Source organism: Streptomyces sp. 4F14 (genome assembly GCF_048159485.1).
Lineage (GTDB): Bacteria > Actinomycetota > Actinomycetes > Streptomycetales > Streptomycetaceae > Streptomyces.
Map to the genome: position 1 here is coordinate 410,144 of NZ_JBLRVY010000001.1, position 16,560 is coordinate 426,703.

At 68.7% G+C, this 16,560-nt stretch carries 8 protein-coding genes, 1 pseudogene and 1 riboswitch; of the genes and pseudogenes, 5 read left to right on the top strand and 4 right to left on the bottom strand.

The window, feature by feature from the left end; genetic code table 11:
• Positions 1-16: 16 nt before the first annotated feature.
• From ACLZOT_RS01675 to ACLZOT_RS01685, 3 genes are all read right to left on the bottom strand, one after another.
• Entirely contained in the window at positions 17-1,021 is a 1,005-nt protein-coding gene (locus tag ACLZOT_RS01675; protein WP_416966826.1) for a PDR/VanB family oxidoreductase, read from the bottom strand.
• Between the two features lie 79 nt (positions 1,022-1,100).
• The gene (locus tag ACLZOT_RS01680; protein WP_416966827.1) at positions 1,101-1,805 is read right to left on the bottom strand and encodes a maleylpyruvate isomerase N-terminal domain-containing protein; all 705 of its coding nucleotides are present in this window, start codon (positions 1,803-1,805) and stop codon (positions 1,101-1,103) included.
• A 50-nt stretch (positions 1,806-1,855) separates the two neighbouring features.
• Positions 1,856-2,635: a coniferyl-alcohol dehydrogenase gene (locus tag ACLZOT_RS01685; protein WP_416966828.1), complete on the bottom strand. Its 780-nt coding sequence runs from the start codon at positions 2,633-2,635 to the stop codon at positions 1,856-1,858.
• Between the two features lie 216 nt (positions 2,636-2,851).
• A riboswitch (guanidine-III (ykkC-III) riboswitch) is annotated at positions 2,852-2,913 on the top strand.
• Between the two features lie 11 nt (positions 2,914-2,924).
• Between ACLZOT_RS01685 and ACLZOT_RS01690 the strand changes: the two genes are divergently transcribed.
• Positions 2,925-3,239 carry a DMT family transporter gene (locus ACLZOT_RS01690; RefSeq protein ID WP_416966829.1) on the top strand — a complete coding sequence of 105 codons (315 nt, stop codon included), beginning with the start codon at positions 2,925-2,927 and terminating at the stop codon, positions 3,237-3,239.
• A gap of 43 nt (positions 3,240-3,282) precedes the next feature.
• A complete protein-coding gene (locus ACLZOT_RS01695) occupies positions 3,283-3,828 on the top strand; it encodes a F0F1 ATP synthase subunit B (RefSeq protein ID WP_416966830.1) in 546 nt (181 codons plus the stop codon).
• Positions 3,829-4,571: 743 nt separating this feature from the next.
• Here ACLZOT_RS01695 and ACLZOT_RS01700 read toward each other — a convergent pair.
• Positions 4,572-5,282, bottom strand: a complete 711-nt coding sequence (locus ACLZOT_RS01700; RefSeq protein ID WP_416966962.1) for a hypothetical protein — start codon at positions 5,280-5,282, stop codon at positions 4,572-4,574.
• A 20-nt stretch (positions 5,283-5,302) separates the two neighbouring features.
• On the opposite strand from ACLZOT_RS01700, the pseudogene ACLZOT_RS01705 reads away from it, so the two are divergent.
• From ACLZOT_RS01705 to ACLZOT_RS01715, 3 genes and pseudogenes are all read left to right on the top strand, one after another.
• A pseudogene (locus tag ACLZOT_RS01705) lies at positions 5,303-6,016 on the top strand (glycoside hydrolase family 38 C-terminal domain-containing protein); the annotation flags it as partial.
• 308 nt (positions 6,017-6,324) lie between these two features.
• Complete coding sequence (locus ACLZOT_RS01710) at positions 6,325-10,410, top strand: LamG domain-containing protein (protein ID WP_416966831.1); 4,086 nt, start codon at positions 6,325-6,327, stop codon at positions 10,408-10,410.
• A gap of 19 nt (positions 10,411-10,429) precedes the next feature.
• Positions 10,430-16,558: an RHS repeat-associated core domain-containing protein gene (locus tag ACLZOT_RS01715; RefSeq protein ID WP_416966832.1), complete on the top strand. Its 6,129-nt coding sequence runs from the start codon at positions 10,430-10,432 to the stop codon at positions 16,556-16,558.
• Positions 16,559-16,560: the final 2 nt, after the last annotated feature.

Sequence of the window (16,560 nt, forward strand, 5' to 3'; positions counted from 1 at the left end):
CACGGCCTGTTCCGGGTCAGAGGTCGAGGGTCAGTTTTTTGGACAGGCAGCGGCCGACGCAGATCATCATCGTCTCGTTGCTGTCGCGTTCTTCGGGGGTGAGGACCTGGTCGCGGTGGTCGGGGAGACCGGCCAGGACCCCGGTCTCGCAGGAGCCGCAGTAGCCCTCCTCGCAGGAGAAGGGGACCTGGGGGACGACCTCCCGGACCACGTCGATCAGGCGGCGGTCGGGCGGCACGGTCAAGGTCCGCCCCGAGCGCGCCAGTTCGACCTCGAACGCCGGACCGCGCGCCGTCCCGGCGCCGTCGTCGGCACGCGGTCCGGCACCGAACCGCTCCAGGCGAAGCGTTCCCGGCGGCAGCAACTGGTCGCTGAGGGTCTCGGCGGCCCGCAGCATCGGCTCGGGTCCGCACGCGTACACGGCTCCGCCCTCCGGCAGCGCGGCGAAGGCGGCGGCGAAGTCCGGGTGCCCCGACTCGTCCTGCGGCACCAGCAGCACCTCGCCACAGGAGAGCGCGGCCAGTTCGACGAGATCGTCGACGTACGCCATGGAGGCGCGGGTCCGTCCCCCGTAGACCAGCCTCCAGGGGGTACCGGCCGCGGCGGTCTCCCGGATCATCGCCAGGATGGGTGTGACGCCGATGCCGCCCGCGAGGAAGAGGTGGTTCTCGGCCTCGGCCAGCCGGAAGTGGTTGCGAGGACCGCGGATCGTGACGGTCGTCCCGTCGGTCAGCCGGTCGTGGACCTCCGCCGACCCGCCGCGTCCCGCGGGTTCGCGCAGCACGGCGATCCTGTACTCCAAGGGCCGTTCCGGGCGTCCGCACAGGGAGTACTGCCGGACGGTGCCGGACGGGAGGACGAGGTCGATGTGAGCGCCCGGCTCCCAGCTGTCGAGGGGGCCGTCGGAGGCGAGGGTCAGCTCCACGACACCCGCCGCCACCTCGCGGCGCCGGACGACGGTGACCTCACGCTCGCCGGCGCGCGCCGGGATTGTGTTTGTTCGGACTGGCTGGGTGCTCATGACCCGTGCCTCACTCTCTTTCGGGTACCTCTCGGCGGCGTGCGCGCTTCGGGTGGCCGTGCGCTTTCGGGTGCCGGTGTCAGAAGACGCGCAGAGCGTCCAGGACATCCGCCGCCAGCTTTTCGTCGCCCCGGACGTCCACATCCGTCTCCCGCCAGGGCTGCCGGTGCGTTCCCCACAGATGAAAGGAATCGGCGGACGTGGTGATGAGGGCTCCCGCGTGCGGGGACGCGTTCGGCTCGACCGTGATCCGCTGCCCGTGCGGCAGTCCGGCGAGCAGCCAGGTCAGGCTGGCGGCCATCACCGTCTCGTCCGCCGTGACCTTCAGCGCCTCGACGGTCCCCCGGGGTGCGGCGAGATCGTGGCGGAGGTGGCAGTAGTGGTCGAACGCGAGGGAGTCCGCGATCAGGTGGGCCGGACAGGACCCCGCGTCGTCGAAGTCCACGGGGGCGGACGCGGCGGGTTCCTCCCGCATCCCGACGAGGGCCTCCAACGCCGGAGCGAGGAGACGGCGGTAGGTGTCGAGCGTTTGATCAGGCCGTTCGCCTCTGAAGGCGGCCACGGCCAGGTCGTTGGTGCGCTCTATACCTCCCGCGAAGGGGCCGGGCAGGGACTCCGGAACGACGATCTCCCGCAGCGTGCACACGAGGTGGATCAGCACATCGTGGTTGCTCCAGCCCGGACACCCGCTCGGCCGTGACCAGTCACTGTCGTCGAGCGTCGCCTCAAGACCGACAACGCATCGGGACAACCTCTCCAGCGCGGTGACGCCACGTGATGTCATGGTTCCTCTCCTGACGTGGCTGCTGCGGACTCGCTCGCGCGCAAAGCCGGTCAGGCGTTCGCGGCCTGGCCCAGCTCGAACGCGAACTCGGCCCCCGCGTCGACGACGACGTCCGTGCCGTTGATCCAGCCGGCTTCGGGCCCGGCGAGGAAGGCGACGACCGCGGCGATCTCCTCCGGGCGTCCGTTGCGGCCACCCGCCAGCGCGGTCAGAGGATCGAGTTCCGCGTGCCCCATCGAGTCGTAGAACTCGGGCAGAAGCGGGGTCTCCACCGGACCCGGACTCACCGTGTTGAGCCGTACGTGCCCGCGATATCGCTGCGCCGCGTAAGAGGTCCATACGATGAGGGCCTCTTTGCTGCGGGTGTAGGCGTCCTTGCCGTTGGCCAGCACGTCCGCGCCGGCCGCTACCCCCGCCGCGAAGTCGGGCGCCCGCACGAGCCGTTCGACTTCTTCGAGGTGATCGCGCCAGTACCACCCCGCGGTGGAGGCGACACTGACCACGGCACCTCCCGCGTTCATCCTGGGCACGAGCCGGTCCGTCAGATGCCGGAGCCCGAAGAAGTTGACCCCCAGTACGAGCGGGACCGGTGACGAGCCCGACACACCCGCGACGTTGCAGAGCACGTCCACGGGCCGGCCGAGTGCTTCGACGGCGGCGTCGATCGAGGAGCAGTCGTTGAGGTCGGTCCCGATGTACCGGGCCGACGCGTCACCGCGCCTGCGGTCGAGTACGACGACCTCGTCGCCCTGCTCGATGAACCGCCGGACCACGGCGTCGCCTATCCCGGACGCGCCACCCGTGACCACGACCGTGCGGGACCTCGTCATCTCCCGGCTCCCTTCGAACGCCTGTGAGCCGTCGCCGCACAGGCACTGCCGCGGCAACGTCGAACGCACTCACGATGACACGCCACCCCTTTCAAGACAATGGAAAGTTTCAAAAATATGAATCTAGAGCCGTCTTGTTTGCATGATCTATCGAGTTCACGCCGCTTCCGTGCATGATGAACTTGCGAACGAACGTCACGCGTGCCAGCCTTGTGAACAGAGCCCGACAGGCTCCTGGACGAGGTGCGCCGTACCCAGCGATGACAAGACGGCGCGAGGAGAGAAAGACATGGCCTGGATCGCCCTCGTGGTCTCCGGAGTGCTGGAAGCCGTATGGGCCACCGCCCTGGGCAAGTCGGAGGGCTTCAGCCGGCCGGTGCCGACCACCGTCTTCGCGGTCGGCATCGTGCTCAGCATGATCGGCCTGGCCTACGCGCTGAACACCGTGCCGGTGGGTACCGGGTACGCGATCTGGGTCGGGATCGGCGCCGTGCTGACCGCGACCTACGCCATGGCCTTCGACGGAGAGGCCGTCAACCTGACGAAGATCCTCCTGCTGACCGGGATCATCGGCTGCGTGGCCGGGCTGAAGCTGGCGCACTGACAGGAGCCGGAGTGTCGATCCTCGCAGGATGAAAGGTGCAGATGTGAACGCGCTCGCAGCTTTGGCGTCGCAGGAGCGGCAGGAACCCCTTCTCCTCCCCACCCCGGAGGTCGTCGTCCAGCTGCTCGCCCTCCTCGTCGTTCTCGGTCTCCTCGCCAGAAGCCTCCTGCCGAGGATCAACAGGGCCCTGACGGAACGTCGTGCGGCCGTCGAGGACGGCATCAGCGAGGCTCGCTCGGCCCGGACCGAGGCGGAACAGGCTCTGGAGCTGAACAGGAGCCTGCTCGCCGAGGCTGGTCACGAGGCCGCCCGGCTCCGGCAGGAGGCCACTGACCAGGGTTTCGCGACCATCGCCGCCATGCGGGAGCAGGGCGCGCGGCAGAGGGACAGCCTCGTCGCCGCCGGCCGGGTCCAGGTCGAGGCGGACCGCAGGGCCTCCGTCGAGACTCTCCGCCGGGAGCTCGGGACAGTGGTCACCGATCTGGCGGGACAGCTCGCCGCCGAGTCGCTTGAGGACCAGGCGCGGCAGAGCCGCGTCATCGACCGGTTCATCGGCGGACTCGAAGACAAGGCCGCGAAGTCTCGTTGACCGGGCCTCGGCGAACGCCATGCGTTGGACTCGCCGACTCAGCTCGCGGTCGGACGCGTCGGCTGGGAGGAACCCCTTCGGGCAGGGGGCAGCAGGGCGAGGATCGGGTGACGGTTCCGAGTTCAGATCAAGGTCGGCCACCAGTCGGGCAAGAGGCCACCACCAGCGTGGCGCGGACTGTCGTCACCGAGACAACGGCACCCATCTCCACCACGAAGCCGAACCTCGCGCTGCACACCGGCACTGTCGGCCCCGCCGCCGTCCCGCTGATCCTCGGCTGGAAGGCTACCGATCTGGTGGACCCATCCGCCTCAGAAAGAGGCGGATGGGCGCGGTCAGGGATGTGCGGTGGCTGGTAGGCGTCCCAGGGCCGGCAGAGGGTGGAATGCCTCTGCGTGAGCGGTTTCGAGCGCTCAGGTTGTCGGCCATGGGTCGAAGTGTTCGGTGATGGGTTGGGAGCGGTGTGCGGCGAGGACGGCTTCGGTGGTCGCGCGGTGGTCGGGGTGGACGTCGTCCAGGGAGTGGGTGAGGAGGACATCGGGCCGGCGATCGTCGCGGTGGCCAGGCGTGGGTGGAGTTCGATGTCCATTCCGAGGGCCCGGGCGCCGGCTCGGGCTTTCGCGACGCGCAGGGGATCGTGCGATCGGACGGCGCCGGTGACCGGGGCGTGCTGGGCGTGGAGGGGGTGCCTCCGGCCCACAGTTCGAGGTCGTCGAGGTGGGCCATGACGGGGCCGGTCACGGTCACGCCAGCGCAGTACGTCCGCCCACACGTACTCGATCGCGGCGCCCTTGGCGCCGGTCAGACGGCCGCTGGGGCGCAGGCTGTCGCGTGTGAGGCCGCCGGAGAGGAGTTCGGTGGCGGTCTTTGCGCCGATGCCTTCGACGCCGGGCAGGTCGCCGGTCAGGGCGCGGTGGTCGGGCCACTGGCCGGGGGGTGACGCCGTAGCGGTCGAGGACCTCGATGTCGGTGATGATCCCCTTCGATGCCTTGCGGGACCGGTTGATGATCCAGACGCGTTCGCCGTCGAGGAGCTGGTAGTAGTCCTGATCGGCCCTCATGATGCGGATCGTGCGGTCAGGGCGGCGGTGGACGAGGGTGCCCACGACATCGTCGATCTCCCCCCAGGCGATCCCGTACGCGTCCAGCGCCTCCTTGAGCGGCGCGAGGAACCGGAGCGGTTCCAACGCGGCCGGGGTACTCTCCCGGTTCGCCTTGTAGCCGGCGTCCGCGTCCTTGCGTTCGGCGCCGCCGTGCTCGCCGTCGAGGACCACGCAGACTTCGGCCCGGTCGGTGCCCAGTGCGTCCCGCAGCAGGGCGAAGAACTCGAAGGGACCGGTCAGGTCGCCCTGTTTGTCCCGCGAGGAAATCGGCGCGGGGAACCCGAAGCGGCCGTGCCACAGTACGTTGAAGCCGTCGACGAGAGCGGGCAGGTTGCCGGCCTGGGAGCTTATTCAAAGGGGGTTGGGTACGGAGCGAGATCGACTGTCATGAGCGCGAGAAGATCCTCAAGGCAGCGTTCCCGCTCGACGTGCACGCGGACCGGTCGGCCGCAGAGATCCAGTTCGGCCACGTCTTCCGGCCGATGCACGCCAACGCCAGCTGGGACATGGCCCGGTTCGAGACCGCCTGTCATCGCTGGGTTCACCTCGCCGAGCCGGGCTATGGCGTGGCACTGTTCAACGACTCCTCCTATGGGCATGATGTCACCCGTACGAACCGTCCGGACGGCGGGACGACCACGACCGTACGGCTCAGTCTCGTACGCGCGCCGCGCAGTCCCGACCCCGAGGCCGACCAGGGACGCCACCGGATGACCTACACGCTGCTGCTCGGCACGGCCGTGGCCGACGGCTATGCGCTGAACATGCCTCTCCGGGTCGCCACCGGCAGTTCCGACGCGCCCCCGGCACCGCTGGTGAGCATCGAGGGGAACACCGCGTCGATCGAGGCGGTGAAGCTCGCCGACGACCGGTCCGGCGACGTGATCGTACGGCTGTACGGGTCGCTCGACGGCCGGGCGGACACGGACTTGCGGACCTCGTTCCCGGTGGCCGCCGTGACGGCCGCGGACCTGCTCGAACGGCCACTGCCCGGCGAGCCCGTGCCGATCGACGCCGAGGGCTGGATCCCCGTCTCGCTGCGTCCCTTCCAGGTCATGACCCTGCGGCTGAGCGGAACCGAATGATCGACCGGTTACCCGCTCAATCGGGACAGGCATCCCAGGATTCCGGCCAATCCGTGATCGCCCGCTGGTGGTCGCGATCCGCCGATGCCATCCTTCTTCCGGTCGTGGACGCCGGTGGGGCGGGGCGAGGGCGGTGGGTGTTGGCAAGATCGCGGCACCGGGGTGTCGTTGCTGTCATGGTGGGGCTTTCGGTCCTGCTCACAGGGCTGGGCGCGGGTGGCCTGACCAGGCAGGGGGCTGCTGACGCGGCAGCACCGCCGCCCGTTTCGCCCATCAGCTCGGCCCCCACTCCGGCCGAGCGCACGGCCTTGACCCAGGCCCGCGCGTCCGGGAAGCGGGTCGAGGTGACGGCGAAGCGCACCGAGACGATGGAGGTCTACGCCGATCCCAAGGGCCACTTCACCGCCGTGCTGCACCCCGGTCCGGTCCGGGCGCGGCAGGAAGGCAAGTGGGTATCGATCGACACCACCCTGGTGCGACGGCCGGACGGCTCGGTCGCCCCACGTGCCTCGGCGGTGTCACTGGCCTTCTCCAGAGGCGGTCAGGAACCTTTGGTCCGGCTCGACCAGGGCGGCAAGCAGGTGGCGCTGGGCTGGCCGGACCCGCTGCCGGCACCGGTCCTCAAGGGCGACACGGCTACGTATCCGGAAGTGATGCCGGGCGTCGACCTCAAGCTCACCGCGGGGGCGGCGGGCTTCAGCGAAGTGCTGGTCGTCAAGACGCGCGCGGCCGCGAAGAACCCGGAGCTGCGCAAGGTGCGGTTCGGCGTGCAGACGAGCGGGCTCACCCTGAAGGCGGGCAAGGGCGGTGGATCCGAGCTCGTCGATGCCAAGGGGGAGACGGTCTTCTCCTCGCCGGCTCCCGCGATGTGGGACGCGGCCTCGAACGAGGCGGTCGGCCGTTTCGAGATGGCCAAGAACGCGATCACCGTCATCCCGGACCGGAAACTGCTCACGGCCCCGGACACCCATTTCCCGGTGTCGATCGACCCGGACTGGTGGGTCCCCTTCGGCGGCTGGGCCAAGGTCTTCTCGGGAAAGCTGGACTCCTCGTTCTGGCACGGCGGCGGGGACGTCGAGCCGCCCGGCAGATTCGGCGGGCAGAACCTCGGCAAGGTCGGCAAATGCTGGCTCGTCAGCGGGACGTGCAACGGCATCGGCGCGGCTCGTACATTTGTGCAGTTCGACATCAGAGGCCTGCACGGCGCGCAGGTCGTGACCCCGAACGGGTCGTCCGGTGCGGAGTTCAACGCGCACGAGGTGTACGCCCCGGCCTGTGGCGGGGGCACCAGGAGATTCGGGGTGAGCCTGGTCCACGCCAACCCGTTCGGCGCCGACCTCACCTGGCGCAACTCGCAGAAGGAATTTCCGGCTCCCATCGGCGGGACACGCAGGGAGATGCACGGCTACGAGCCGGGCGGAGCATGCGGGCCGGCGAATATCGGCTGGGGCGTCGGCGACCAGGTGCGGTATTCCAACGACCAGCGCGCGACCCACGTCGCGTTCGCGCTGATCGCCGAGGATGAGAGCGAGGACTACAGCTGGAAGAAGTTCGACGCGTACTCGCTGCTGGTGCACTACAACTGGCCGCCCGACGTGCCGAAGAATTTCAGCTGGTCGGCAGGGACCACGACGCGTCCGTGCAGTACGGACGTGAACAACCCGGACTATGCCAGCAACGCGGCCGCTCCGATCACGCTGCGGGCGACCGGGACCGACCGGGACGGCGACAACCTGTGGATGCGGTTCGAGCGGTGGACCCGGCATGGATCCATGCACGAGCCGCCGAACGCCCCCGGGCCGCTGGTCAACGGTTCGGAGTTCACCGACGTCATCCCGCAGGGGACCTTCCAGCACGGATTCCAGCTCTCATGGCGGGCACGGGCCGGCGACTACTGGGGTCCCAGCCCCTTCGGGCCGCAGACAGGCACCGGGATGTGCCAGCTCGACATCGACAACGAAAAGCCCGGGAGGCCGTCGGCCACGCCGCCCTCCGAGTCGACCGTGGGTGCGCCGGCCGAGTTCACGGTCAAGGCCAATGACCCCGATGTGGTCGAGTTCCGGTACGGCCTGGCACAGGGCGGCAGCCAATGCCGTACGACCCGCAGCGTGCCCGCGGAGGAACTGGGTGGTGAGGCCTCGTTCAAGGTGACGCCGATGAAGGCGGCGGACTGGGACGTCTGGGTGACGGCCGTCGACCGGGCCGGCAATGTGAGCTCGGACTGCGAGCTCCATACGCTGAAAGTGAAGAAGGGCGCGAGCCCGGTGGCGCAGTGGGCGCTGGACGGCCGCTGGACCGATGCCGGCGTGACCGACCCGACGGGTGGTCACAACGGCACGGTCGCCCTCGGGCCCACACGCTGGACCAAGGGCCGGGCTGGGGACGCGCTGCACTTCACCGGCGCCAGCGACTCCTATGTCGCGCCCGGAGGTGGTCCCGCGGTGTCCACGAACGGGAGCTTCTCGGTGTCGGCATGGGTGAAGCTGGACCAGGCGAACGGTGTCACCCGTACCGCGGTCTCGCAGGTGGGCGACCGGATGTCCGCGTTCTCGCTGGGGTACATCGGCGAGGTCAACCGCTTCGGCTTCCGGATGGCGACCAAGGCCACCGACGACGCCGAGCTGATCACCGTGACATCGCTCAAGGCCGCCCAAGCCGGTGTGTGGACCCATCTCGCGGGCGTCTACGACGTCCCCACCCAAGCGATGACCCTGTACGTCAACGGTCTACGCCAATACAACGTCACCGCCGTGGTGACTACACCGTGGGAATCCAGCTCCGTCCAGATCGGCCGCGGCAAATCGCGGGGGACCTTCGGGGACAACTGGGCCGGCGACGTCGACGAGGTGCAGATCTATGACCGGGCGCTCAGCGACCTGACCTACCTCGATCCGGGGGAGGACGCGCCGCGCAGCGAGGTCGATCGCCTGGCCGGGACACCGGTCGAGGAGGCGTACTACCCGCTGGACGAAGGCTCGGGCGGCAGCGCGGGCGACGCCTCGGGGAACTACCGCACCGTCGGCCTGAGCAACGCGAGCTGGGTCACGGGCAAGGTCGGCAGCGGTGCGGTGCGGTTCGCGGACGGGACCGGCGCCGGGCTGACCTCCCAGCCGCTGGTGGCGCGCACCGACACCAGCTTCACGGTCGCCGCGCGGGTCAGACCCGATGTGCTGGACGACACGGCGCGCACCGTGGTGAGCCAGGACGGCGGTCAGCACAGCGGGTTCTTCCTCCAGCGCCGCAAGGTCGGCAGCGACCACAAGTGGTCCTTCCGGCTGGTCACCGCACCGGACCAGACCAACCCGACGCCCCTGTCGGTGGACGCTGGCGGGGCCGGGACGACGCCGGTCCAGGGGGAGTGGGCGGCGATCGCCGCCGTCCATGACGCGCAGACGGGCGAGATCCGCATCTACGTCAACGGGCACCTGGCCGGGACCGAGGCGGTCGGCACGCAGAACTCGAACGTGACGGGTCCGCTGGTCATCGGCCGGGGGAGGTGGAACGGCCAGCCGGCGGGGAACTGGATGGGATCGATCGACGAGGTCCACGTCTACGACGGCGTGCTGCCGGACAGGGAGATCGCCGAGCTCAGCGGCCAGACGGAGCCGCAGCCCCCGTCGGCCTTCGCGGGTGCCTTCGGGCAGTTCGCCGGGCATGACGGAAGGCGCTACACCGGCCCGGGACCGGTGCCGCCGGGGTACTACTTCGAGGGCACGCGCGGGTTCAGCGCACCGGAGGGCGCGCTGGACACCCGGCCGGTCTACTCCTGCCGCTATGGCGGAGGGTTCTTCCTGGACCACGCGGCCAACTGCGCAGGATATGAGGTTCTCGGCACCGCAGGACGGGTTTACATGAACCCGCCCGAGGGCGTTCCCACATTGCCGGTCTACCGGTGCGTGGTGATTGCGAGCGGGGACCACTACCTGTCCCATAGCGACGCCTGTGAGAGCACGCCGGACAAGGTGCGTACCGAGTTCCTTTTCGGATACGTACGAACGCTCACGCCGCTCATCCGCTATCGCGGGCCGGACGGGGAGCGCTGGACCAGCACGCACGCGCAATTCCTGCCATCCGGCTATAAGACCGAGAAGGTGCTGGGCTACGTGTCGCTACGGAGGATCGAAGGCGGCCCACCGCACCTGAAGCTGTGTGAGGACAGCCGCTCCGACGTCTTCGACGAGTTCGTGTCCACGGACGTCGCATGCGAAGGCCAGAACGACATGGGTGCCTGGCCCAGCGGCCACCTGTGGTCTGAGCCACCCGACGGCATGGAGAGCCAACAGCTGTACGCCTGCCGCAGCGAGGGCGCCGAGTGGTTCGAGTCCCTCGACCCGTTCTGCGAGGGGAGCGCCGACTTCGGCCGCCCGCTCGGCTACGTGATCACCCGCCCCTGACGGACCTGAGGAAGTCGCCATGATCATGCGTCGTTTCATGTCCTCGGGTACCGCGGTGACCCTGCTGGCCGGGCTGGTCGCGGGCGTCCAGTCGCCTGCGAGCGCGGACGACGGCTGGTCGCCGGTCCAGCCGGACCGGGCGCACCTGGTGGACACCACCAGGGTGCCCGTCAAAGCGCCGCCGCCCGACAAGGTGGCCGAGGCCGTGGCCAAGTGGCAGCCGGCTGCGTCGTGGCCCGCCGCAGGGAAGGCGGAGGTGACGCCACCGACGGCGAACCAATTCGGGTCGCGGCGGGTCCGTGCCAAAGCGCTACCGGTATGGGTAGGTGCCGCCAGCGGATCGGTCCTGCTGGACGGCGCAGGGAAGTCGGCCACACCGCCCACGGTCCAGGTGGAGATGGTCGATCACCCGAGCGCGAAGAAGCGGGGCGTCGACGGGCTCATGCTGAAGCTGAGCCGTACCGACGGGAAGACCGAACCCGGCAAGGTGTCCCTGACCGTCGACTACTCGTCCTTCCGCCATGCCTACGGAGGGGATTGGGCGGCCCGGCTGCGCCTGGTCGAGGTCCCCGGCGACGGCTCGGCGGGGAAGGTCCTGGCGACGACCAACGACGTCGAGGCCGGGACGGCGACCGCGGACGTGACGGTGGCCAGGGCGGGTTCGACCTTCGCGCTCACCGCCGCCCCGAACGGGGAGACGGGCGACTACAAGGCGACGTCGCTGTCGCCCTCGGGTTCGTGGGCGGTGTCGACGCAGTCCGGCGACTTCACCTACTCGTATCCGCTGAAGGTGCCCGCCGCCCCCGGCGGCCTGGAGCCGGACCTGTCGCTGTCGTACTCCTCCGGGTCCGTGGACGGCCAGACGGCCGCGACGAACAACCAGGCCTCGGCGATGGGCCTGGGCTGGGACATGTGGCCGGGCTCGATCGAGCGCTCCTACATGGGCTGCGCCGACGACATCACCGACCCGCTCAAGAAGACCGGGGACCTGTGCTGGGAGACCGACAACGCGTCGCTGAGCCTTGACGGGCGCTCCTCGCGGCTCGTGTACGCAGGCGGCAACAGGTGGCGGCCGGAGAAGGACGACGGGAGCCGGATCGAGCGGCTGACCGGGGTGGACAACGGCGACAAGGGCGGCAGCGAGGGAGTCGGCGAGCACTGGAAGCTCACCACGACCGATGGCACCCAGTATTTCTTCGGCCAGACCAAGACGTCGGCGTGGACGGTGCCGGTGTTCGGCAACGAGGACGGCGAGCCGTGTAAGCAGGCCACGTTCGACGCGTCGTGGTGCGACCAGACCTACCGGTGGAACCTGGACAAGGTCATCGACACCCACGGCAACACGATCACGTACTCGTACACGCCGGAGACGAACAACTACGGTCGCAACCTCAGCGGGGCGAAGACGACCCGGTACGTCCGCGGCGGGATCCTGGACCGCATCGAGTACGGCGGAAGGAACGGGGAGCATCCGGCCGCCCAGGTGGTCCTGGACCACGCCGAGCGCGGCGGACCGGACGTTCCGTCCGACCAGGCGTGCGCAGACGGGCAGAACTGCGGGACGAAGTTCTCCCCGACGTTCTGGTCGACCAAGCGGCTTTCCACCATCACCACGCAGGTGTGGAACGGCAGCGCCTACAAGGACGTCGACCGGTGGACGTTCGAGCACAGCTACCCGCCCAACACCGACAACACCACGCCGTCGCTGTGGCTGCACGGCATCACCCACACCGGGCTCGCGTCCGGGGACAACATCGTCGGCCAGGCCATCGAGCTGCCGAAGGTCACCTTCAGCGGGACTCAGCTGCCGAACCGGCTGAACTCCGACACCGACGGCCTGCTGCCGATGAACAAGTGGCGGATCAACCAGATCAACAACGAGTCCGGCGGCACCGTCTCGGTCTACTACGACGGCACCGACTGCTCGCCGACCTCGCCCCCGGCCGCGCAGGGCAACACCAAGCGCTGCTTCCCCGCGATCTGGACACCGGACGGCGACATCCAGCGCAACGACTGGATGAACAAGTACCGCGTCCAGTCGGTCGCGCTCCAGGACCGGGTCGGCGGGCAGCAGACCGAGACGACCAGCTACGAGTACGTCGGCGGTACCGCCTGGAAGTACGACGACAACCCGCTGGTCCCGGCCGCGCGCCGGACGTGGAGCCAATACCGCGGCTACGAGAAGGTGCGCGTCCTGAGCGGAGACCCGACGAAGGTCACGCAGTCGTCGACGCTGCACCAGTACTTCCGCGGAATGGGCGGCGACCCGATCACCGACTCCCAGGGTGCGACCTGGCCCGACGATGACCAGCTCTCCGGCTTCCAGCGCGAGCAGATCACCTACGAGGGGGCTGGGGGGCCGGTGGTCTCCAGCGTGATCAACGATCCGTTGAAGCGCGATCCGACGGCCATCCACGGCACGCTGAAGTCCCATGTCGTCGAGGTCGAGAAGACGACCACCCGGACGACCGTGAAGCCCGGAGGCCTGCGCACCACCGAGGTCACCACCAAGTACAACGCCGAGGGCCTACCTATCGAGGTGAACGACCTCGGCGATGTCGACGTGGCGACCGACAATCGGTGCGTCACCACCCGCTACGCCCGCAACGAGACGTCGTGGCAGCTCGAGCTGGTGTCGGAGGAGTGGACCGACGCCGTCGCCTGCGGCACCACGCCTTCGTACCCCCGCGACGCCGTTTCCCATAACCGTACGTACTATGACGGCGGCGCCCTCGGAGCGGCACCGACGGCCGGTGACGCGACGAAGGTCGAGGAGCTCAAGGCGTACGTCGACGGCGAGGCCACTTACATCCCCAAGACCAGGTCCACCTTCGACGGCTACGGCCGGGTTCTGGAAGCCGTCGACCCGCTGAACCGCAAGACGACCACCAGCTACTCGCCGCAGACCGGTCCGCCGACGTCCACGACGGCGACCAACCCGATGGACGTGGCCAACCTGTCGGACGACCATGTCACGACGACCACGCTCGACCCTGTGCTGGGCCGGCCGGTGAAGGTCGCCGATCCCAATGGCCGGCGCACGGATCTGACGTACGACGCGCTGGGCCGGCTGGTGGGAGTGTGGAAGCCCGGCCGCAGCAAGGACAGCGGCGACAGCCCGAACACCCGCTACGCCTACGGAGTCCGCCCCGACGGGCCGAGCTGGGTGTCCACGGAGGTCCTCAAGCCGAACGGCAACACCCAGACGGGCTACGAGTTGTTCGACGGCTTCCTGCGCTCTCGCCAGAAGCAGGCGGTGGGACCCGGGCCAGCCGGTCAGGGGCCGTTGCGAGTGCTCACCGACACGCTGTACGACTCCCGCGGGCTGGCTGTCCAGGCCAACGGACCCTACGCCGACACCGGAACACCTGGCACCACGCTCGCAGGCGTTGCTGACACCAAGGTGCCCGCTATGACCCGTACGACCTTCGACGGGGCAGAGCGACCCACCGTGACGGCCGTGCACTCCCTCGGCACCGAGCTCCACAAGACGACGACGGCGTACTTCGGCGACCGCACCGAGACGACTCCGCCTGAGGGCGGCACGCCGGTCACCACCTACACCGATGCCAGAGGCCAGCTCAGCGAGCAGCGCCAGTTCTATGCCGCGGCCACTCCGACCGGCGACCACAACAAGACCCGCTACACCTACACCAACACTGGCGAGATCGAAACGATCACGGATGCCGCGGGCAGCACGTGGCGCTACACCTATGACCTGCTCGGCCGGCAGGTGGGCATCTCCGACCCGGACAAGGGCCAGAGCACCAAGACCTACGATGACGCCGGGCAGCTCACCTCGACGAAGGACGCACGTGGCAAAACCCTCGGTTACCGGCACGACGCTCTCGGCCGCAAGATCGAGGAACGCCTTGAGACGGCCAACGGCCCGAAGGTGCTGGCGAACTGGACATACGACACCCTCTTCAAGGGACAGCTCACCTCGTCGACTCGCTATGTCGGCACCGAGAAATACACAACGGCGATCACCGGATATGACGCCGCCTACCGACCCACCGGCAAGACGCTCACCTTGCCCTCCAGCCTGTCCCCGCTGAACATCAGCCTTACCACCAAGTCGACGTACAAGGTCGACGGCAGCCCGGCTACTGTCACCCTGCCCGCATTGCCCGGTGTCGTTGAGGAGACCCTCACCTACGGCTACGACAGCCTTGGCCTTCCCTTCGAGATGAAGGCCAACAGCGGCTTCAAGTACGTGTACGACACCGCCTACTCGGAATTCGGCGAACTGTCCCAGATCCAGTTCGGTGACCTACCGGCATCAGGCCAGACAGCTCAGCAGGTCGCACAGACCTTCTACTACAAGCAGGGCACCCGGTGGCTCGACCGGGCTGTCGTCCAGCGTCAGGGCGGCCAGCCGGGCAGCGTGCAGGATCTGAACTACAGCTACGACAAGGCGGGCAACGTCACCTCGGTCGCCGACCGGCCGGAGATCGGCACCGCCGACGTGCAGTGCTTCACCTACGACGGGCTCCGGCGCCTCAGCGACGCCTGGACCACCACCGCCGCCACCTGTGGCTCGCCGGGCAACAGCGGCGGCGGACCGGCGCCGTACTGGACGAGCTACACCTACGACGCCGTCGGCAACCGGCTCTCCGCGACCCAGCACGGCGTTGGCTCGGGAGCCGCCGCGACGGCCACCACCAGCCGCTACAACTACCCGGACGACGACGAGGAACAGCCCAACACGGTTTCCTCGATCACCGCAGGCGGGACCGCGGTGACCGCCGCGGGCGCCTACGACTACGACGAGACCGGCAACATGACCACCCGGCCCGGGCCATCGGGGACCCAGACCCTGACCTGGAGCCCGCAAGGCAAGCTCGAGACCATCACCTCGGGCTCGATCACGACCACGAACAGCTACGACGCCGATCAGGGCCTGATCGCCAGCACGGACACCGGCGCCACCACCGTCTATTTCGGCGGCGACGAGATCCGCTACGACAAGACCACCCGCCGATCCGCCAGCACCCGCCACTACACGTTCTCGGGTCGCACGATCGCCGTCCGCGATGCCGGCGGGCTCAAGTGGCTCAGCCCCGACCACCACGGCACGGACGGGGTCATCGTCAACGCCGCCGACTCCGCGACGGCCCTGCGCCGCAGCGACCCCTTCGGCAACCCTCGCGGCACCCAGCCTGCCTGGACGGGCTCCCGCGGCTTCGTCGGCGGCATCGAACTGCCCTCGGGCCTCACCCAGCTCGGCGTCCGCCAATACGACCCGAACCTCGGCCGCTTCCTCTCCGTCGACCCCGTTCTGGATCCCAAGGATCCGCAGCAGCTCAACGCGTACGCCTACGCCATCAACAACCCCACCACCATGACCGACCCGGATGGTCTGAAGTACTTCATCGATCTCGATGGCAGCGATGCCGCACCGAGCCGTTCGGCCGCCAAGACCATGGGCTACTACAACTGGAAGATGGCCATCTACAAGGCCTCGATGAGGGTATGGAAACGACGGTGCCCGCCTTTCGGCAGCTTTGGCTGTCTTCTCAACAAGCCCAGGAAGCCGAACCTCTTTGATCCGAGGGACATCAACCCGCGCTACGTCAAGCCCAAGGCGAAGCCCACGTCCAAGCCCGCCGAGCCCGTACAATTCGATCGGCCTATCGTCACGGAGGATTTGAACAACTCCGACGCCAAGGGCTCGACGTCCATCTGCCCATCGGTGGCGATTGCCGCCGGTTACGGTGCCGGGGCCAACGCCTGCCTTTCGATGGACTCCAACGGCTTCACCTTCAACGCCGGTGTGAAGCAATTCGGCACGGAAGGCGCCTTCGCCGCCGCGGACATCGGTCTCATGTACAACAGTGGCTCCGCGGACCAGATCAACGGTGGAAGCGGCACATACGCCCAGGCGTCCCTCGGCGGCCACCTCGGCGGCGGGGGCACCCTGGCGGCAGGTGTGGAGCGCAGCTTCGACGGCGAGCTCGCCTCGTACGCACAGGCTTCCCTAGGTATTGGTCTCGGTGCCGCGGTGGGAGAAGCCGGCGTGACACACGGCGTGAACTCCGGCTATTTCAAGTGGCCGTGGGTCGACCACGTCAACGTCCGCGTCGTCGACCTCCCCTATCGGAACCCGCTCGCCCCGAAGACTTCGGGCTGGGATCGATTCTCGTAGCC

Bases quoted from the DNA above. Each gene is read 5' to 3' on its own strand.
- ACLZOT_RS01715 (WP_416966832.1), top strand. From the start codon at position 10,430: ATGATCATGCGTCGTTTCATGTCCTCGGGTACCGCGGTGACCCTGCTG.
- ACLZOT_RS01680 (WP_416966827.1), bottom strand. From the start codon at position 1,805: ATGACATCACGTGGCGTCACCGCGCTGGAGAGGTTGTCCCGATGCGTT.
- ACLZOT_RS01685 (WP_416966828.1), bottom strand. From the start codon at position 2,635: ATGACGAGGTCCCGCACGGTCGTGGTCACGGGTGGCGCGTCCGGGATA.
- ACLZOT_RS01690 (WP_416966829.1), top strand. From the start codon at position 2,925: ATGGCCTGGATCGCCCTCGTGGTCTCCGGAGTGCTGGAAGCCGTATGG.
- ACLZOT_RS01675 (WP_416966826.1), bottom strand. From the start codon at position 1,021: ATGAGCACCCAGCCAGTCCGAACAAACACAATCCCGGCGCGCGCCGGC.